The sequence below is a fragment of the Bosea vestrisii genome (assembly GCF_030144325.1).
GTDB classification, from domain to species: Bacteria; Pseudomonadota; Alphaproteobacteria; order Rhizobiales; family Beijerinckiaceae; genus Allobosea; species Allobosea vestrisii_A.
On the sequence record NZ_CP126307.1, the window covers coordinates 4,040,550 to 4,059,070 of the forward strand.

Below are 18,521 nucleotides of genomic sequence, written 5' to 3' on the forward strand. Positions count from 1 at the left end.
CGCTCGATCTGTAGCATGTAGGCGATCTCGGCCTGTGGTTCTGGATTCCGGGCTCTTCGCTGCGCGAAGCCCCGGAAAGACGGCGCGGGCGATAGATCAGGAGAAGAGCCATGTCGAAGACCTTTCTCTCTCGCCGCGCCTTTGGCTTGGGTGCCGTTGCCACATTTACCCTGCCCCGACAGACGCTGGCGCAGGCGAAAACGCTGACGGCGCTCGGCCACCGTGTCCACCAGACCGCCGCCACGACCGGCCCGGGCGGCGACGCGACCGAGGCCTTCCGCAAGGCGAGCGGGGCGAACCTGAACTGGGTCACCTTCGGCGACGTCAACGCCGTGCATGAGCGCTTGCTGCGCGAGGCTTCGCTGGCCGAGACCTCGATCGACGTCGCCTATCTGGTCAACGGTCGCGCCGTGCCGCGCAATCTCAAGCTGTTCGAGCCGCTCGATGCGTTCTTGAAGGACGCGCCGATCGAGGCCTTTGAGGATTTCGCGCCCGGCTTGATTGCGCCGCTCAAGGTCGATGGCGCGCTGCATGGCATCCCGGTCCGCCATGCCACCAATGCGCTGATCTACAATGAGGCGCTGCTGGAGGAACGCGGTGTCAGCAAGCTCCCGACGACCTTCGAGGAGCTGGTCGAGGTCGCGCGCAAGCTCACCTTCAAGCGCGAGGACGGCACGCAGGTTCATGGTCTCGCCTTCACTGCGGTCTTCGCCTCGAACTTCCTGACGTTCTCGCGCTGCCTCGGCGGCGACTACATGACGGCCGACGGCAAGCTGACTGCCAACGAACCTCCGATGGTCAAGGCGCTGACCATCCTCGCCGATCTCTACAAGGCCGGCGTGTTGCCGCGGAACTTCGCCACGGTGAACAATGAGGAGATCACCACCTGGATGCAGCAGGGCAGGGCGGCGATGACGATCAACCCCTTCGCGCGGCTGGTCTCCTACAACGATCCGGCCAAGGGCAAATATGGCGGGCGCTTCAAGTCGCTGCTGCCGCCGATGGCGGCCGATCTTGCCGGCAAGATGGCGTTCGCGCCGACGGTCGAGTTCTGGTCGCTGATGATTCCGAAGAACGCCAAGCAGAAGCCGCTCGCCTGGGAATTCATCCGCGCGCTCTCCTCGAAGGCCGGCACGACGGCTATGGCGCTCAACGGCAACGGCCCGACCCGCATCTCGACCTATGCCGACGACAAGCTGAAGGCGGCGATGCCCTATGCGGCCGACGAGGCCGCGGCGCTGAAGGCCTCGCGCATCCATCTGCCCGCCTTCGACGAGCAGGCACGCGCCCATGACATCTTCATCGAGGAGACGCAGGCAGCCGTGCTCGGTCGCAAGCCGCCGCAGCAGGCGATGGACGATGCGGTCTCGCGCGTGAAGCCGCTGCTCGGCTGATGGCGGGCGTTCTGGCTGGACGGACCGCGCTGGTCACCGGCGCAGCGCGCGGGATCGGGCTCGCGATCGCCACAAGGCTCGCTGAGGCCGGCGCGCACGCGGTCATTCACGACCGGGACGCAGCGGCCGCGACCACGGCGGTCCTGGACCTGCGAACATCGAACCTCGCGGCATCACCCCTGATCGCCGACCTTGCCGAGGCTGCCGCCCCTGCCGCCATGGTGGCGGAGCTGACGGCGACCGGCACCGAGCCCGACATCCTCGTGCTCTGCGCGTCGGTCGAAACCCTCGAGATCTGGGATGCGGTCTCCGAAGCCGCGATGGCTGCCCAGACGCAGATCAACCTCCACGCCACGGTGCGGCTGCTGCAGGCTTTCCTGCCGGGCATGCTGGCCCGCGGCTTCGGCCGGGTCATCGCAATCGGCAGCGTGCAGGAGGTGCGCCCCAATCCGACGCATTTCTACTACGCGGCGACCAAGGCGGCGCAGACCAACATGATCCTCAATCTGGCGCGGACCCTGCGCGCCCCGGACGTCACCTGCAACATCATCCAGCCCGGCGCGATCCTGACGGATCGTAACCGCTCCGTGCTGACTCAGCCCGGACGGGAGGAGCAGGTGCTCGCACGCATCCCTCTCGGCAGGCTCGGTGGTGCCGAGGACTGCGCGGGCCTGGCCCTTTTGCTCTGCTCGCCCGAGGGCGCTTACATTAACGGCGCCGAGCTCGCGGTCGATGGTGGCATGCGGCTATGAGAGCTCCAGCTTCGGCAAGGAGAGTGTAACGCGCAGGCCACCTTCGGCCCGGTTCTCCAGCGTGACCGAGCCGTCATGCGAGCGTGCGATGGCGAGCGCGATCGTTAGCCCAAGACCGGAGCCGCCGGTCTGGCGGCCGCGCGATTCCTCCAGCCGGACGAAGGGGTGGAACACGCGCTCGCGATCGGCTTCGGCAATGCCGGGTCCCTCATCCTCGACCAGGACGGCGAAGCTGTCGCCGACATCGGTGATGCTGACCTTCGCCGTCTGACCGTACTTCACCGCATTGCCGATGATGTTTGATGCCGCGCGCTTCAGCGAGAGCACCCTGCCTTGCACCGGAGCGGAATTCAGCCCGACCAATGAGACGCGGAGGCCCTGATCGACATGCTCGTCGACAATGGTCTCGATCACCGAGGCGAGATCGACCGGGCGCAGCGGCTCGCTCGAGGTTCCGCCGCGCAGATAGTCGAGGGTCGAGTCGATCATCGCCTCCATCTCGCCGAGGTCGGCGTCGATCAGGCTGCGGGTCGCCTCATCCTCCAGGAATTCGGAGCGGAGCCGCAGGCGCGTGATCGGCGTGCGCAGATCATGCGATACCGCCGCCATCGCCTGCATCCGTTCGGTGACGAGGTTCCGGATGCGGTCCCGCATCGTGTTGAACGCCCGCGCAGCGCGGCGCACCTCGACGGGGCCGGTTTCGGGAAGCGGTTGCGGGGCTTGGTCGAGGCTGAAGCGCTCGGCCGCCAGGGCGAGATCGCGCAGGGGCCGCGTCGCCCAGCGCAGCAGCAGGAGCGCGACGACGACGATGGCAACGGCGAAGCAGATCATGATCGCGGTCAGGCCCCAGTCGAGATGCTGCGAGGCGCCCAGAGCTGACGACGAGAAGTTGACCCAGGAGCCGTCGTCGAGCCGGACCGAAACCAGCATCATGTGCTTGTAGGCATTGGCCTCGCCGGCGCCGAGCGCGCCATCGTCGGCGAAGCCGACCCGGAAGGATTCCGCCGCCAATTCCGGCGCGAGCTCCTTGAGCCGGGCTTCCATCGCCCGGGTGCGCTCGGTCATCGGCGCCGTGCCGAGGACGAGGCTGACCTTGCTCCAGTGCACTTCCAGGCTGGCGCTCGACAGGTCATGCGCGACGCGGTCGCGCTCCGGCGCCTGCGGCAGGCTGGCGATCGCCCGCTTGATCGAGACGATGCGCTCGGCGAGGCCGCGGTCCTGACCTGCTGTGGCGAGGTTCTCGACGCCGACGCGGTAGGCCCAGTAGCCGAGCAGATGGAAGGCGAGCAGCGCTGCGACCAGGATCAGGATGGCGCGGCTGGCGACCGTATCGGGCCAGAGCCGCTTGGCGCGGTTCGTCAAGCGGGCTGTCCTTGCTGGTGGTCGACCTGCGAGGCGAAGAGGTAGCCGGCGCCGCGAACCGTCTTGATCAAGTGGCCCCCGCGCGCATCGGCCTCGAGCTTGCGGCGCAAACGGCTGATCTGGACGTCGATGGTGCGGTCGAACGGGTCGTCGCTCGTTCGCGTCTTGGCGAACTGCATCAGCGCCTCCCGAGACAGCACCCGGTTGGCGTGCTCGACAAAGGCGAAGAGCAGGTCGAACTCGCCGGTCGACAGGTCGATCAAGGTCCCCGAAGGCGATTGCAACTCGCGCCGCCGCAGGTCCATGCGCCAGCCGTCGAAGCTCACGATTGCATTCGTCTGCGTTGTGGTGGCGCCCTGTCTCGCCCTTACCCGACGCAGCAGCGCCCGAATGCGAGCCAGCAACTCCCGTGGGCTGAACGGCTTGGTGACGTAGTCGTCCGCCCCGCCTTCCAGGCCGATGATGCGATCGCTCTCCTCGGTCCGGGCCGTCAGCATCACGATCGGCACCTGCGAGGTCGTGCGCACGTCGCGGCAGAGCTCGACCCCGGAACGGCCGGGCAGCATCAGGTCGAGCACGATCAGGTCGATGGCGCTGTGCGCCAACGCCTCCAGCATGGCGCGCCCATCAGGCGCGCCGGTGACCTGATAGCCATGCCGCTGCAGGAAGCGCGCGACGAGCAGCCGGATCTGCGGATCGTCGTCGACCACCAGGATATGGCCGTGATCGTCGACAGTCGTCGTGACGGGAGCCTGCTCCATTTCTGGCTGTGCTTCGGTTGGAATGTCCGTCTCCCCGCGAACGGGTCCCGGCCATCTGATCGCCGGCACAATAGCGCGCCAGCGGGTCGACCGCCCGCATCGCTTTGAAACAATTTGTAACGGACGCCCGCAAAACGCCGCTGCTACCCCTGTCGCATCGAAACAGGGGGATGCCGAATCGTGACTTTGGTGAAGGTGCCGTTGCTGATGGCCGTCGCTCTGGTGCTTGGCGCCTGCGCCGCCACGGTCCCAGACCATCTGGCGCGGCCGGCCGATCCGAACGCCCGCGTTCCGGCTGTCGCCTATCGCAGCGTGACGGCCGGTGCCGCGACCTTCCGCCCCGCCGAGCCCAAGGATTGGCGCGAGCTCAACCAAAAGGTCGGGCCGAAATCATGATGCCGCCCGCCGCTCCGACCGCTTCGTTCGCTCCATCGTTGGAAAGGCCGACCTTGACCGCTTCGACCACGCCGAATGCCCGCCGCCTGCTGCGTTGGGGCCTGCTCGCCGGGACGGCGGCCCTGCTCGGCGGCTGCGCCGGTTTTTCTCCCGATGGCGGCATGACGCCGATCCAGGCTGCCGCCTATGCGGAGATCGGCAAGGATGTCGTCAAGATCGGCGACGACCAGGTCGCGCTGACCGCGAAGGCGCGGGTCGACCAGCTTCTGCGCAAGCCGCTGACGGCCGATAGCGCCGTCCAGATCGCGCTCCTCAATAACCGCGGGCTGCAGGCTGCCTTCAACGAGCTCGGCATCGCCGAGATGCAGATGGTCGCCGCCAGTCTGCCGCCCAATCCGCGCTTCGGCATCTCCAAATTGTCTGGGCGTTTCGAAGTCGAGGTCGAGCGCCAGATCGTCGGCAGCCTGCTCGCGCTCATCACCTTGCCGGCCAGGGCCGAGATCGCCGGCGACCGCTTCAGGACCGCGCAATTGCGCGCAGTCGAGTCCGTGTTGCGGCTCGCGGCCGATGCCCGCCGCCAATACTACCGCGCCGTCGCCGCCAACGCGCAGGTCGCCTTCTACCAGGAGGCCAAGGCCTCTGCCGATGCTGCCTCCGAACTGTTCAAGCGTCTCGGCGAATCCGGCGGCGTCAACAAGATCGATCAGGCCCGCGAATTCGCTTTCGAGGCCGAATTGACCGTGCAGCTCGCCCAGGCGCGCCAGCAGCAGCGCCAGGAGCGCGAGCGGCTCATCCGCCAGCTCGGGCTATGGGGCGACGAGCTGAAGTTCCGACTTGGCAGCCTGCCGCCGTTGCCGCGCTTGCAATCGGTCAAGGCGATCGAGGCCGAGGCGCTGCGCAAGCGCATCGACATCCAGATCGCGCGCGCCGAGCTCGACACGCTGGCGAAGTCCCTCGGCCTCGCCAATGCGACGCGCTTCGTCAACGACATCGATCTGCTCGGGCGGCGTACCTATGACCGCGGCCGCAGCATCGGCGCCGACGGCCATGTCGAGCGCGAATCCAGCCGCAGCCGCACGCTGGAGCTGGAGATCGACATCCCGATCTATGATTTCGGTCAGTCCAAGGTGGCGCTCGCCGAACAGACCTACATGCAGGCGGCGAACAGGCTGGCGGAGAAGGCGGTCAATGCCCGCTCCGAGGCGCGCGAAGCCTATACCGCCTACCGTGCCAACTACGACATTACACGGCAGTACCAGAACAACGTCCTGCCGCTGCGCAAGATCATCCAGGAGCAGTCGCTACTGCAATACAGCGGCATGCTCAACGACGTCACAGACCTCATCACCGACGCACGCAACCGCATCCTCTCCAACGTCGCGGCGATCAATGCCCGTCGCGATTTCTGGATCGCCCATACCGACTTCAAGCACGCACTGATCGGCGGCGGCAGCGGAGGCGGAGGCTCGGCCACGGTCGCCGCTGCAGGCGGCGGCGAAGCCGGCGGCGGCGGACACTGAGCGGGCGGAAGGAGCAGAACCAATGACCACGCTATCGCGCAGAGGCTTCATCGGCACCTCCGGCCTCGTCGTCGCCGCGGCCGGCGCCGTGTCCGGACGTACGGCCTTCGCCGCTGTGCCTGAGGCTCCGACCATGGCGGAAGCAACGACGCAGGCGCCGTTGGTGCCGACCACCGGCCCCGACTACCAGCCGGTCGCGACGCTCAACGGCTGGACCTTGCCCTGGCGGATGAACGGCGACTGGAAGGAGTTCCATCTCGTCGCCGAGCCGGTGGTGCGCGAGCTCGCGCCGGGCATGAAGGGCTATCTCTGGGGCTATAACGGTCAGTCGCCGGGCCCGACCATCGAGGCGGTCGAGGGCGATAAGGTCCGCATCTTCGTCACCAACAAGCTGCCGGAGAGCACCACGATCCACTGGCACGGCCAGCGCCTGCCCAACGGCATGGATGGCGTCGGCGGCTTGAACCAGCCGCACATCCCATCTGGCAAGACCTTCGTCTACGAGTTCCAGCTCAGGCGCTCGGGCACCTATATGTACCACCCGCATTCGGACGAGATGGTCCAGATGGCGATGGGCATGATGGGCTTCTTCGTCGTCCACCCGAAGGACCCGGCCTTCCGCCGCGTCGACCGCGACTTCGTCTTCCTGCTCAATGCCTTCGACATCGAGCCCGGCTCCTATGTGCCGCGCGTCGCCGAAATGACCGAGTTTAACATGTGGTGCTGGAACAGCCGCGTGTTCCCGGGCATCGACCCACTCGTCGTGGCGAAGAACGACAAGGTCCGGATCCGCTTCGGCAATCTGACCATGACCAACCACCCGATCCACATGCACGGCTACGAGTTCAAGGTCTCTTGCACCGATGGCGGCTGGGTCGATCCGGCGGCGGCCTGGGACGAGGTCTCGATCGACTGCGCCGTCGGCCAGATGCGTGCCTTCGACTTCGTCGCCGACGAGCCCGGCGACTGGGCGATCCATTGCCACAAATCGCACCACACCATGAATGCCATGGGGCATTCGGTGAAGAACTATATCGGCGTCAGCAAGAAGGACCTGGCCAAGCGCATCGCCAGGATCGCGCCCGGCTACATGCCGATGGGCTCGAACGGCATGGGCGAGATGGGCTCGATGGAGATGCCGCTGCCCGACAACACCCTGCCGATGATGACCGGCTTCGCCCAGTTCGGGCCAGTCGAGATGGGCGGCATGTTCTCGGTGGTGAAGGTCCGCGAGGGACTCGCCAAGAACGACTACAAGGACCCCGGCTGGTTCAAGCACCCGGAAGGCACCGTCGCCTTCGAGTACAAGGGACAGAAGCTCGCCGAAGCAGCGCGCGGCACCTCCCCCGACAGCGGCATCGAGCCGACCGAATGGAAGGTCAAGGACCCGCGCAAGCCGAGCCTCGGGCCGGACGGCAAGCCGCTGCCGGCAGCGAAGAAGCCACATTCCAATCACTGAAGACATCGACCTTCCAGCAGGAGAGCCTCATGAAAACAGCAGCATTCAAGCTCGCCGCAATCGCGGTCCTCTTCTCTGCCGGCACAGCCATGGCTGGCCCCGGCGGCGCCGGCCATGGCCATGGCGACGAGACCGCCTACGGCAAGCCCGGCGACCCGAAGAAGCCGGCGCGCATCGTCGCGGTGGCGATGGCCGAGCGCGACGGCAAGATGTCCTTCATCCCCGACCGGATCGAGGTGCGCCGCGGCGAGCAGGTCCGCTTCCAGCTGCGCAACAATGGCGAGCTCGACCATGAGCTCGTCCTGGCGACGCTCGAGGAGAACCTCAAGCACGCCGTCGAGATGCAGAAGAACCCCGACATGGAGCATGACGACCCGAACGCCAAGCGCCTTCAGCCGAAGAAGACCGGCGAGATCGTCTGGGCCTTCACCAAGGTGGGCGAGTTCGACTTCTCCTGCCTGATCCCCGGTCACCGCGAAGCCGGCATGACCGGCAAGATCATCGTCAAGTAAGCCTCGCGAAAGGAGCATCCCATGCTCAGGACGGCAACCACCCTCGCATTCGTCCTCATCGCTTTGCCGGCCGCGGCGCAGTCGGTCAGCGGCACGGTCACCAAGGTCGACGAGCCGCAAGGCAAGCTCACCATCAATCACGACCCGATCAAGAACCTCGATATGGACGCCATGACCATGGTGTTCCGCGCCGGAGACCCAGCCATGCTGAAGGGGTTGAAAGCAGGAACCAAGGTCAAGTTCGACGCCGATCGGGTCAACGGCCAGATCACCGTCACCAAGCTTCAGAAGGCGAAGTGATCCCATTCGGGACCGTTCGGCGGGATGTGTAGCCCAGGTCGCGACGGCGCTTCGACAGCCTAGTTTCGCTCAAGTTTCTGCCTGTTGCGCAGGGTTTGGAACAGCGAAGCTCCCTTCACCACAAGGAGCAGCGCGAAGGTCAGGATGATGATGACAAACGCGGCGGCTGCGATAGCGGGGCTGATGTTCTCGCGCAGCGAGGCGAACATCTGGCGCGCCATGGTCGTCTGGTTGGGACCGGCGACGAAAAGCGTGATCACGACCTCGTCGAGCGAGGTCGCGAAGGCGAAGACCGCGCCGGTGAGGATACCAGGCATCGCGAGCGGCAGGGTCACATTGCGGAAGACCGCGGTTGGCGGCGCGCCCAGGCTCGAGGCCGCCTTCTCCAGCGCCGGATCGATGCTCGCAAGCGAGCCTGAGACGTTGACCAGCACGAAGGGCACGCAGAGCACCGCGTGGGCGACGATCACGCCGAGATAACTGCTCGCCAGTCCCATGCGAGCATAGAGAATCTGCATGCCGACGCCGAGCACGACGGCGGGTACCACCATGGGCAGCAGGAAGATCGAGCGCAGCACGCCGGAAAACGGCACGAGCTCGCGCCGCAGGCCGAGCGCCGCCAGCGTTCCGACCACGGTGGACAGCAGTGTCGCGCCGGAACCGATGATCAGGGAGTTGACGATCGAGCGCTTCCAGGCGTCGCTGGTCGCCAGCGTATCGAACCAGCGCAGTGAGGGACCGCTGATCGGATAGGTCAGGAAGACGCTGTCGGTGAAGGCGAGCGGCAGGATCGCGACCAGAGGCAGCAGCAGGAACGCCACCACCAGCGCCGCAAAGGCCAGCCGCACCGCACCGAAGGCGAGCGCGCCGGGCGTCGCGGCGAGATTCGGCGAGGTTGCGCTCATGCCTGCACCAGAGGCGTGCGCGAGAGCCGGCCATAGACGATGTAGAGCACGGTCGTCGGCACCAGCAGGAACAGGCCGAGCGCACCGGCCATGCCCCAATTGGCCGTACCGGTCGCATAGAAGGCGATGACGGAGGAGATCATCTGGTCGCCGGCGCCGCCGGTCAGCGCCGGCGTGATGTAGTAGCCGAGCGCCACCATGAAGACGAGCAGCGAGCCGGAAAGCAGTCCGGGCATCGCCAGCGGCAGCAGGACATGGCGGAAGGCCTGCAACGGGCGCGCGCCGAGCGCGGCGGCCGCCGGCATCAGATTGCGCGGGATCGCGATCAGGCTGGCATAGATCGGCAGCACCATGAACGGCAGCAGCACATGCGTCATGGCGATCAGCACGCCGGTGCGGTTGTAGATCAGCGGCAGCGAGGCATCGATCAGACCGAGCGCCTTCAGGGTCTGGTTGATCAGCCCCTGGTCCTGCAGGAGTATCATCCAGGCGGCCGTGCGGACCAGCAACGAGGTCCAGAGCGGCAGCAGCACTGCCAGCAGCAGCAGGTTGCGCTTCCAGCCGACGAGGCTCGCCGCCAGCATGGCGAAGGGCAGCCCGATCGCGGCGCAGGCCAGCGTCACCTGGGCCGCGATGATGAAGGTCCGCAGCATAATCGCGCGATTGACCGCCATATCCGGCGCGACATGCGCGATCGTGCCGTCATCGCCGCGCTTGAGATCGACGGCGGCAAGCAGATTGGCATCGGTATAGGGCGGCATGCCGCGCTTCAGCGCGAGCCAGAAGGGCGGCTGGCTCCAGCGCGGATCGATGCCTTCGAGCTTCGGAGCTGGATCGTTGGCGGCATTGCGTAATGCCGTGACGGTGCGCGGCAGCAAGGTGCGAAAGCCCGCCTGCTGGCTGTTCAGGCTGCGCACGGCGTCGCCGAACACCTCCTGCGCGACTTCGGCGCGCAGATCCTGGATCAGCGCCGCCTGAACCTCCGGAGACGGCAGGCCGTCGCCGTTCCACTGCGCGATCGCCACGGCCGTGGCCGGAAATGCGAGGCGCACCGTGCCACCCTGCACCGACGTCGCGATCATCATCCAGAGCGGCCAGACGAAGAACAGGCCGAGGAAGACGATCAGCGGCAGGACGAGGAGCGACGCCTTCAGGCGCGCAACGGTCATGGCGCCACCAGCGTGCAATCGTCGCGGTTGAAGCTGGCGAAAGCCTGCGAGCCGACGGGCAGCACGACATCGCGGCGCCCCGCCTTGGCGACGAGGCGCTGGCCCTGGCAGGCGAGATGCACGCGGACATGGTCGCCATGGTAGACGTCATCCTCGACCGTGACCGGCAGCGCGTTCATGGCCGCCGGGTCGTTGCCGAGATGCAGCATTTCCGGCCTGATCGAGACGAGGGCCGGGCTGCCGGTGGCGAACCCGTCAGGCGCGGTGCAGGAGACCGAGCCGCCATTGGCGAGGGCGACCGTGGCAAGGCCATCCGCCCGGGCTGAGACGGTGCCGGCGAGCAGGTTGGTCTCGCCGATGAATTCGGCGACGAAGCGCGTGCGTGGGCGGTCATAGAGGCCCGACGGCGTATCGAGCTGCTCGATCTTGCCGCGGTTCAGCACCGCGACGCGATCGGACATGGTGAGCGCCTCGCCCTGGTCATGGGTCACGAAGATCACCGTCAGGCCGAGCTTGCGGTGCAGCTCGCGGATTTCGAGCTGCATATGCTCGCGTAGCTGCTTGTCGAGCGCGCTGAGCGGCTCGTCCATCAGCACGACTTTCGGCTCGTAGACGATCGAGCGCGAGAGCGCGATGCGCTGCTGCTGGCCGCCTGAAAGCTGCGCCGGCTTGCGATCCCGGAGATGGCCGAGCTGGACGAGATCGAGCGCGCGCGTCACCCGCGCCTCGCGTTCCGCCTTGCCGATGCCGCGCATCCTCAGCGGAAAGGCGATGTTCTCCGCGACCGTCATATGCGGGAAGAGCGCGTAGTTCTGGAACACCACGCCCATGTCGCGTTTGTAGGGTGGCAGGCGTTCGACGCGCTTGCCATCGACATGGATCGCGCCGCCCGTTGGCGCCTCGAACCCGGCCAGCATCATCAGCAGCGTGGTCTTGCCCGAGCCGGACGGGCCGAGCAGGCTGACGAATTCGCCCTGCCTGACATGAAGGTCGAGCGCATCGACGACTCTGGCCGTTCCGAACGCCTTGCTGACGTTTTCGAACTGGATGAACGCTGCCGAACCGGGCAAATGGAAGTCCTTCACCTGAATGGCTGGCGCGATGCGCCAGCCATTGTGACCATACGTCTCGGTTGCGCCAAGCCTTGAGGCCTGGACTACTTGCCGAGCCAGGCGTTGAAGCGCTTGGTCAGGTCTTCGATGTTGTCGTTCCAGAAGTCGATATCGATCGAGATCGCGCCCGAGAGATTGGCGGGCGAGGTCGGCAGATCAGCCGCAAGGTCGGCCGGCACTGCCGCGGCAGCAGCCTTGTTGGGCAGGCCATAAGCGATGTCCTGCGGCAGCTTCGACTGGTTTTCGGGGAGGCTGGCGAAGGCGATGAAATCCATCGCCGCATCCTTGTTCGGGCTGCCCTTCAGGATGACCCAGCTGTCGACGGCGTAGATGCTGCCGGGCCAGACGGTCTTGAACTTGGTGCCCTCGGTCTTGTTGATGCCGCTGATGCGGCCGTTATAGGCCGAGGTCATCACGACCTGGCCGGACTTCAGCAGCTGAAGCGGCTGGGCGCCGGATTCCCACCAGATCATGTCGCCCTTGATCTCGTCGAGCTTCTTGAAGGCGCGATCGACGCCGCCCGCCGCCCGCAGGGTCGCGTAGACGTCCTTGGCAGCGACGCCATCGGCCATCAGAGCGAATTCGAGGGCGTATTTGGGGCCGCGCCGCAGCGCGCGCTTGCCGGGGAATTTCTTGGTGTCCCAGAAATCGGCCCAGGAGGTCGGCGCGGTCTTCAGCTTGTCGGAATCATAGGACAGCATCGTCGACCAGACGATGGCACCGACGCCGCAATCACTGACCGCGCTGTCGAGGAACTTGTCCTTGCCGCCGAGCTTAGCCCAGTCGATCTTCTCGTAGATGCCGTCGGCGCAGCCGATCGCGAGCTCGTCGGCCTCGACCTGCACGGCATCCCAGTTCGGCACGCCAGCCTTGACCTTGGCCTGCACCACGCCGACGCCGCCATCCCAGGATTCGTCGAGCACCGGCTTGCCGGTCTTGTCGGCAAAGGGCTTGAAATAGATTTTTCGCTGGGCGTCCTGATAGTTGCCGCCCCAGGACACGACGGTGAGGTCACGCGCGGAGGCGGCCCCGAAAGCCGACAGCATCAACCCCGCCGCAAGACCGGCGGAACGTATCACCCGTTTGAAACTGGCCATGTTGGTCTCCCTTGTGTTTGCCGCCTCGGAATTCGCCCCTCGCGAACGCCGAACCAGTCCTTGCCGATCATTGGAGCCCCGATCGCGTTTTCGCGCTAGAGCTTCCGCAGACCTGTCCGTCGAATTCAGGCGCCGATCTCCTGCAGCAATTGCGCGGGAGCCAGCCGCAGAGCGGCGGCGCGACGATGGCCCTCCAGCCCCTCGCTGGCGCTCTGGCGCATCGCAGGCGGCGCGACCGCCGCGACACCGCGCTCGTCCAGCCATTGATGAGTGCAGGTCTTGAGATAGGAACCGACCCAGAGTCCGCCGGTATAGCGTCCGGCCGCCATCGTCGGCAGCGTGTGGTTGGTGCCGCAGCATTTGTCGGAATAGACCACGCTGGCGGCGACGCCGATGAAGATCGAGCCGTAATTGCGCAGTTTCCTGGCGGTCGCCTGGGCGTCGCGAGTGTGGACCTCGAGATGCTCGGCGGCGATGTGGTCGGAATAGGCCAGCATCGCGGCCTCGTCCTCGCAGACGACGATCTCGCCATAGTCGCGCCAGGCCTCGGCCGCGACGCCCGCGGTCGAGAGATTGCCGAGTTGGCGCTCCACCTCGGCCAGCGTCGCCTCGGCGAGTGCGCGGTCGGTGGTAATCAGGCCGACACGGGTGCGCACGTCATGCTCGGCCTGGGCGAGGAGGTCGATCGCGATGGTGACGGCGTCTCCGGTCTCGTCGGCGACGACGAAGATTTCGCTGGGGCCGGCAAGCTGGTCGATGCCGACGAGCCCGAACACCTGGCGCTTGGCCTCGTTCACATAGGCGTTGCCGGGCCCGACGATCTTGTCGACGGCCGGGATGCTCTGCGTGCCGAAGGCCATGGCCGCGATCGCCTGCGCGCCGCCCACGCGGAAGATGCGATCGGCGCCGGAGAGATGGCAGCCGGCGATCATCGCCTGGTGCGCGCCCGGCGGCAGGCAGGCGATGACCTCGTCGCAGCCCGCGACTTTCGCCGGCACGATCGTCATGATCGGCGCTGAAAGCAGCGGGTAGCGTCCGCCTGGGACGTAAGCGCCGACACGGGCGATCGGGATGATGCGGTGTCCGAGATGCAGGCCGGGTAGCGGCTCGACGTCGAGCGGCAGGATCGTCTCGCGCTGCGCCTGGGCGAAGGATCTGACGCGCTCGATCGCGAATTCGGTGTCGGCCCGGGTCTGTGGATCGAGCGCAGCGACTGCCTCTTCGCGCTCCTTGGCGCTGACCTCGAACGTCTCGATCTCGATCTTGTCGAACTGGCGGGAATAGTCGCGCAGCGCCGCGTCACCCGATTGCCGCACCGCGTCGAGGATCTGCTTTACTGTCGCCTCGACCGGGGCGTTGTCGCTCCATGCGCTGCGGCCGGGCTGCTTGATGTGTGTCAGCCGGCTTGCAAGCTGTGGGTCGAGTTTCGTCATGAATGGTCCGCCTGGGTCGTGGGGAAACCCAGACATTGGCGGCGCTTCCAGCTTCGCAGGCAATAGCGTGCGGGGCCCGTGTTGAGGATATTCACCATTCGCTCTAGAGGGATGGGCTGGCAACGGACCATTCGGAGGCGAAGGACGACCATGAAGATCGGCGACAGGCTTCGCGAATTGCGCTCGCGCCGCAAACTGAGCGTGCGCGCGGTCGCGCTCCGTTCAGGGATCTCGCATTCCTCGATTTCGCTGATCGAGCGCGATCTGATCAGCCCGTCGCTCGACACGCTGCACGCCGTCCTCGACGCGCTTGGTACGACCTTATCGGGCTTTTTTCTGGATTTTCAGTCCGTATCGCCGCCGAATCCGTTCTGCCGTGCGGAAGACATGGCAGAGATCGGCCGGGTCGACGCCATCTCCTATCGCGTCATCGGAACGGGCTTTCCCAACCGTTCAATGTTGATGCTGCACGAAACCTATGCTCCGGGGGCCGATACAGGCGAGGCTTTCTCCCATTCGGCTCAGGAAGGCGGGCTTGTCATCCGCGGAGCTGTCGAGGTCACCGTTGCCGGCCGGACATCGATCCTGGAACCCGGCGATGGTTATTATTTCGACAGCCGGGAGCCGCATCGGTTCCGCAACGCCTCGAAGGAGCCGAGTGAGATCGTAAGCGCGATCACGCCGCCCACTTACTAGGTGCGACAGCAGCATCTCTGCCGCGGCCCGTTCAAATGAGGTTATTTTGAAAGGCGAAGTCGAGGCAGCCCTGGACATGCCGCTCGAGGATCGCCTCTGCTTTCTCCGCGTCCCGGTTCAGGGCGCATTCGAGCAGGGCCTTATGCTCGTCAGCCGCGACGGGGCCGCGGAAGATCACAAAGACCATCTGATAGCGCAGATAACGGTCATAGATGCCGGAGTGGAGGTCGAGCAGGGCCTTTGACCCGCAGGCCGAGACAAGTGCCTGATGGAACTCCCAATCATAGCGCTTCCACTGCTGTGTGCGGGATTCATCGCCCGCCAGAAGGCTCGCCTCCAGTCGTGCCAGCTTGTGATGGGAAGCGACGACGCGGCCTTCCCATTCCATGTCGCCAGCCTGAAACGACTTCACGAGTGCGTTCTTCTCGATCAGAAGGCGAAGCGCCGCGATCTCCTTCAAATCCTCGGCCGAGCAGGGCGCAACCTGGAAGCCGCGCTGTCCCTCCGCAGTCACGAGCCCTTCGGGTGTAAGTCGGCTGAGGATTTCGCGCAGGGTGCTGATGCCGACGCCGTAGGCCGGGCGCAGCTTTTCCAGCGTCAGGCGCTGCCCGGGGCGCAGCCGCCCGAAGATGATGTCGGAGCGAATACGCTCATAGGCCTGCTCGCCCGTCGAGACGGGCGCGATCTCGTCACCCACGATGTCCGTCGTCAAATCCGCCATGCCGCTACTCGCATCTTTCCGGACCGATACTACGACGCGTCGCACGCGCAAAGTCGGATCAATCAATGTCTGGTATAAAATGAATCAGCTGATGATACTAATATTATCAGTTGATATTCGCTCGAGCCGATGCGACAACGCCTGTGTCGTGGCGGCAGGAATTCGGGCATGGGCAATCGCATCTACGTTCTCAATGGCCCGAACCTGAACCTGCTCGGCCAGCGCGAGCCGGCCATCTACGGCACGACCACGCTCGACGAGATCCGTCAGCGCTGCGTAGGCAAGGCCGAGACGCTCGGCTTCGAGATCGATTTTCGCCAGACGAATTTCGAGGGGGCCTTGGTGGAGAGCGTGCATCAGGCTCGCGACGAGGCCTGCGGCATCATCATCAACCCGGCGGGCTACACCTTCACCTCGGTCGCGCTTCTGGATGCGCTGAAGATGTTCGACGGGCCGAAGATCGAGCTGCACATCTCCAATGTCCACGCCCGCGAGAGCATCTACCACACCTCGCTGATCTCCCGGACCGTGACCGGCATCATCATCGGGCTCGGAGCTGCCGGATATGAACTGGCCATTCAGGCGATGGCCGAGCTGGTCCAGCGAAGCTGAGGCAGCCGCGCTCACGCCATGGAACAGCCCGTTGCCAAAATAGAAATGGAATCGATGGCGCGCTGGCAGCCTGGCCCATCAACGGGCGAGCATGCGCAACACCGTATCGATCGTGCTGGCGCGCCGGCGCTCGCGGGCGCCTGGCGCGCCCATGTCGTGCCCGAAAACCTGCCGGATGCTGGCCCGGTTCGAGACGTTGTAGAAGCTGAGCGCGCTGATCGTCAGGTGGATGTCGATCGGGTCGAGCCCCGCGCGGAACACGCCTTCGTGCAGGCCGCGCTCGTAGATCTCGCGGATCATGTCGATCGCGGACAGGTTGAGCTCGCCGATCTTGGCCGAGTTCTCCAGGTGCCGGGCATGGTGGATGTTCTCGACCATGACCAGCCGGACGAAGTCGGGATTGTCGGCGTGATAATCGAAGGTGAAGCCCGCCAGCGTCGCGATCGCTTCGCGCGGGGGCAGGGCCGCAAGGTCGAGGCTGCGCTCGAAATTGCGGATGCGGGCGTACATCTCCTCGAGGACGGCGCGGTAGAGCCCCTCCTTGTCGCCGAAATAATAATAAATCATCCGCTTGCTGGTCGAGGTCTTGGCCGCGATCTCGTCGACCCGCGCTCCGCTCAGCCCGTTCTCGACGAATTCGGCGCGTGCGACCGCGAGGATGTCGCGGCGGACGCCCTCGGGATCCTGGGTCCAGCTCGCGGCTTTCCTGCCGCTGCCTGCCCGTCGAGTTGTGGCCGGAGCCATCTCTTCCATGTCACCTTCCGGCCGCCTGGCCATCCACCCATCCGGAGCAATGGGAAATGGACCATGCGGTTAATTTGACTTGACCAATTGAACTAGTTCGTACATTTAGCATCGATCGCCGGCCGTGCAACCTCTTCTGCCGATTGCGATCAAAGCGTCCGAGACGAGACGCCGTTGCCAGGACGGGACTTGGAATGACGGGACGTGGACCGACCCTCCAGAAGGTCGGCCGTTCAGGGAAACGCCATGAACTACAAGCTCGATTTCACGCCGGTACTGGATGGGCTGCCAAGCCTGCTCGCTGCTTGCCTCGGCACGTTCGCGCTGGCGCTCGGCGGCATGGCCCTCGCCATCGTCATCGGCATCGGCGGCGTGATGCTGCGCGACTCCCGCATCGCGCCGGTGCGCTGGTTCATCAAGTCCTTCGTCGAAGTCATCCGCAACACGCCTTTCCTGGTGCAGATCTACTTCATCTATTTTGCGCTGCCACTGGCGGGCCTTCGGCTCGACCCGACACCCACCGCGATCATCGCGCTTGGCATCAATGGCGGCGCCTACGCGATCGAGATCATCCGCGGCGGCGTCCAGTCGATCAGCCGCGGGCAGATCGAGGCGGGGCTCGCGCTCGGCCTGCACAAGACGCAGGTCTTCCGGCTGATCGTACTGAAGCCGGCGCTGCGGGCGATCTTCCCGTCGCTGACCAGCCAGTTCGTGCTGCTCACGCTGACGACCAGCATCGCCTCGGCGATCTCGGCCTATGAGCTGACCTCGGTCGCTCAGCAGATCGAAACCTCCAGCTTTCGCAGCTTCGAGGTCTATGGCGTGGTGACGGTGTTCTACCTCGTCATCTCCTGGCTGATGATGCGCGGCTTCGGGCTGATCTCGACGCGCTATTTCAGCTACCCGGTCAAGTGAGGACGACGTCATGGGGTCCGACGAGTTCCTCTTCCTCCTCACCGGCCTGAAATGGACGGTGGCCCTGTCGGCCGTCGGCTTCCTCGGCGGCGGCATCGCCGGACTCGCCGTCGCGCTGGCGCGAACATCCGAACTTCCGCTGCTGGAGCGCGTGACGGCGGGCTATATCGCGCTGTTCCAAGGCACACCGCTGCTGATGCAGCTCTTCGTGGTCTATTACGGATTGGCCCTGATCGGGCTCAGGCTCGACGCCTGGGTTGCGGTGTCGATCGGGTTCACGCTGCATGCCAGCGCCTATCTCGGCGAGATCTGGCGCGGCTCGATTGAAGCGGTGCCGAAAGGCCAGACCGAAGCCGCCAAGGCGCTCAGCCTGAACTACGTCTCGCGGATGAAGGACGTCGTCCTGCCGCAGGCGATCCGCATCTCGTTGCCCGCGACCATCGGCTTCCTCGTCCAGCTGATCAAAGGCACTTCGCTGGCCGCCATCGTCGGCTTCACCGAGCTGACCAGGGCCGGGAACATCATCTCGAACCAGATCTTCGCGCCGCTGCTCGTCTTCGGGATCGTCGGCATCCTCTACTTCATCATGTGCTGGCCGCTGTCGCTTTACGGCGCGCGCCTCGAGCGCCAGTTCGCCGCGACGACGCGCTAGCACGCCACC

20 protein-coding genes are annotated in these 18,521 nt (G+C 65.6%); 11 read left to right on the plus strand and 9 right to left on the minus strand.

The genetic code is table 11. From position 1 onward, the window contains the following. The first annotated feature begins 110 nt into the window (after positions 1-110). A complete protein-coding gene (locus QO058_RS19895; RefSeq protein WP_284167993.1) occupies positions 111-1,394 on the plus strand; it encodes an ABC transporter substrate-binding protein in 1,284 nt (427 codons plus the stop codon). Next, on the plus strand, positions 1,394-2,146 hold the full coding sequence (locus tag QO058_RS19900; RefSeq protein ID WP_284167994.1) for an SDR family NAD(P)-dependent oxidoreductase: 753 nt from the start codon (positions 1,394-1,396) through the stop codon (positions 2,144-2,146). The genes QO058_RS19895 and QO058_RS19900 overlap by 1 nt, the downstream gene beginning before the upstream one ends. Here QO058_RS19900 and QO058_RS19905 read toward each other — a convergent pair. After that, on the minus strand, positions 2,141-3,508 hold the full coding sequence (locus QO058_RS19905) for an ATP-binding protein (RefSeq protein WP_284167995.1): 1,368 nt from the start codon (positions 3,506-3,508) through the stop codon (positions 2,141-2,143). The genes QO058_RS19900 and QO058_RS19905 overlap by 6 nt on opposite strands. After that, positions 3,505-4,269 (minus strand): response regulator, encoded by a 765-nt coding sequence (locus tag QO058_RS19910; RefSeq protein ID WP_284167996.1) that lies wholly within the window; start codon positions 4,267-4,269, stop codon positions 3,505-3,507. The genes QO058_RS19905 and QO058_RS19910 overlap by 4 nt, the downstream gene beginning before the upstream one ends. 180 nt (positions 4,270-4,449) lie before the next feature. Here QO058_RS19910 and QO058_RS19915 point away from each other — a divergent pair, with 180 nt between their 5' ends. The 5 genes from QO058_RS19915 to QO058_RS19935 are packed head-to-tail and all read left to right on the plus strand — an operon-like array spanning position 4,450 to position 8,456. Beyond that, on the plus strand, positions 4,450-4,665 hold the full coding sequence (locus QO058_RS19915; protein WP_284167997.1) for a hypothetical protein: 216 nt from the start codon (positions 4,450-4,452) through the stop codon (positions 4,663-4,665). Between the two features lie 53 nt (positions 4,666-4,718). Then, positions 4,719-6,185: a TolC family protein gene (locus tag QO058_RS19920; protein WP_284167998.1), complete on the plus strand. Its 1,467-nt coding sequence runs from the start codon at positions 4,719-4,721 to the stop codon at positions 6,183-6,185. A 22-nt stretch (positions 6,186-6,207) separates the two neighbouring features. Then, the gene (locus tag QO058_RS19925) at positions 6,208-7,644 is read left to right on the plus strand and encodes a multicopper oxidase family protein (RefSeq protein ID WP_284167999.1); all 1,437 of its coding nucleotides are present in this window, start codon (positions 6,208-6,210) and stop codon (positions 7,642-7,644) included. A gap of 29 nt (positions 7,645-7,673) precedes the next feature. Next, a complete protein-coding gene (locus QO058_RS19930) occupies positions 7,674-8,156 on the plus strand; it encodes a cupredoxin domain-containing protein (protein WP_284168000.1) in 483 nt (160 codons plus the stop codon). Positions 8,157-8,177: 21 nt separating this feature from the next. Beyond that, a complete protein-coding gene (locus QO058_RS19935; protein ID WP_284168001.1) occupies positions 8,178-8,456 on the plus strand; it encodes a copper-binding protein in 279 nt (92 codons plus the stop codon). Between the two features lie 59 nt (positions 8,457-8,515). Here QO058_RS19935 and QO058_RS19940 read toward each other — a convergent pair whose 3' ends face one another. The 5 genes from QO058_RS19940 to hisD all read right to left on the minus strand — a co-directional run bounded on the left by QO058_RS19940 (position 8,516) and on the right by hisD (position 14,172). Further along, on the minus strand, positions 8,516-9,361 hold the full coding sequence (locus QO058_RS19940; RefSeq protein ID WP_284168002.1) for an ABC transporter permease: 846 nt from the start codon (positions 9,359-9,361) through the stop codon (positions 8,516-8,518). Next, a complete protein-coding gene (locus QO058_RS19945) occupies positions 9,358-10,530 on the minus strand; it encodes an ABC transporter permease (protein ID WP_284168003.1) in 1,173 nt (390 codons plus the stop codon). The genes QO058_RS19940 and QO058_RS19945 overlap by 4 nt, the downstream gene beginning before the upstream one ends. Further along, on the minus strand, positions 10,527-11,600 hold the full coding sequence (locus tag QO058_RS19950) for an ABC transporter ATP-binding protein (RefSeq protein WP_284168004.1): 1,074 nt from the start codon (positions 11,598-11,600) through the stop codon (positions 10,527-10,529). The genes QO058_RS19945 and QO058_RS19950 overlap by 4 nt, the downstream gene beginning before the upstream one ends. 86 nt (positions 11,601-11,686) lie before the next feature. Further along, the gene (locus QO058_RS19955) at positions 11,687-12,688 is read right to left on the minus strand and encodes an ABC transporter substrate-binding protein (protein WP_284172959.1); all 1,002 of its coding nucleotides are present in this window, start codon (positions 12,686-12,688) and stop codon (positions 11,687-11,689) included. A 176-nt stretch (positions 12,689-12,864) separates the two neighbouring features. Next, positions 12,865-14,172, minus strand: coding sequence for a histidinol dehydrogenase (gene hisD / locus QO058_RS19960; protein WP_284168005.1), 1,308 nt, complete (start codon positions 14,170-14,172; stop codon positions 12,865-12,867). Between the two features lie 150 nt (positions 14,173-14,322). Here hisD and QO058_RS19965 point away from each other — a divergent pair, with 150 nt between their 5' ends. After that, a complete protein-coding gene (locus QO058_RS19965) occupies positions 14,323-14,868 on the plus strand; it encodes a cupin domain-containing protein (RefSeq protein ID WP_284168006.1) in 546 nt (181 codons plus the stop codon). Between the two features lie 31 nt (positions 14,869-14,899). Here QO058_RS19965 and QO058_RS19970 read toward each other — a convergent pair whose 3' ends face one another. After that, the gene (locus QO058_RS19970) at positions 14,900-15,589 is read right to left on the minus strand and encodes a GntR family transcriptional regulator (RefSeq protein WP_284172960.1); all 690 of its coding nucleotides are present in this window, start codon (positions 15,587-15,589) and stop codon (positions 14,900-14,902) included. Between the two features lie 168 nt (positions 15,590-15,757). On the opposite strand from QO058_RS19970, the gene aroQ reads away from it, so the two are divergent. Beyond that, complete coding sequence (gene aroQ, locus QO058_RS19975) at positions 15,758-16,201, plus strand: type II 3-dehydroquinate dehydratase (protein WP_284168007.1); 444 nt, start codon at positions 15,758-15,760, stop codon at positions 16,199-16,201. A 78-nt stretch (positions 16,202-16,279) separates the two neighbouring features. On the opposite strand, the gene QO058_RS19980 is transcribed toward aroQ, so the two are convergent. Further along, the gene (locus QO058_RS19980; protein ID WP_284168008.1) at positions 16,280-16,954 is read right to left on the minus strand and encodes a TetR/AcrR family transcriptional regulator; all 675 of its coding nucleotides are present in this window, start codon (positions 16,952-16,954) and stop codon (positions 16,280-16,282) included. Positions 16,955-17,191: 237 nt separating this feature from the next. Here QO058_RS19980 and QO058_RS19985 point away from each other — a divergent pair, with 237 nt between their 5' ends. Then, positions 17,192-17,860 (plus strand): amino acid ABC transporter permease, encoded by a 669-nt coding sequence (locus QO058_RS19985; protein ID WP_284168009.1) that lies wholly within the window; start codon positions 17,192-17,194, stop codon positions 17,858-17,860. A 10-nt stretch (positions 17,861-17,870) separates the two neighbouring features. Further along, positions 17,871-18,512 (plus strand): amino acid ABC transporter permease, encoded by a 642-nt coding sequence (locus QO058_RS19990; RefSeq protein ID WP_284168010.1) that lies wholly within the window; start codon positions 17,871-17,873, stop codon positions 18,510-18,512. Positions 18,513-18,521: the final 9 nt, after the last annotated feature.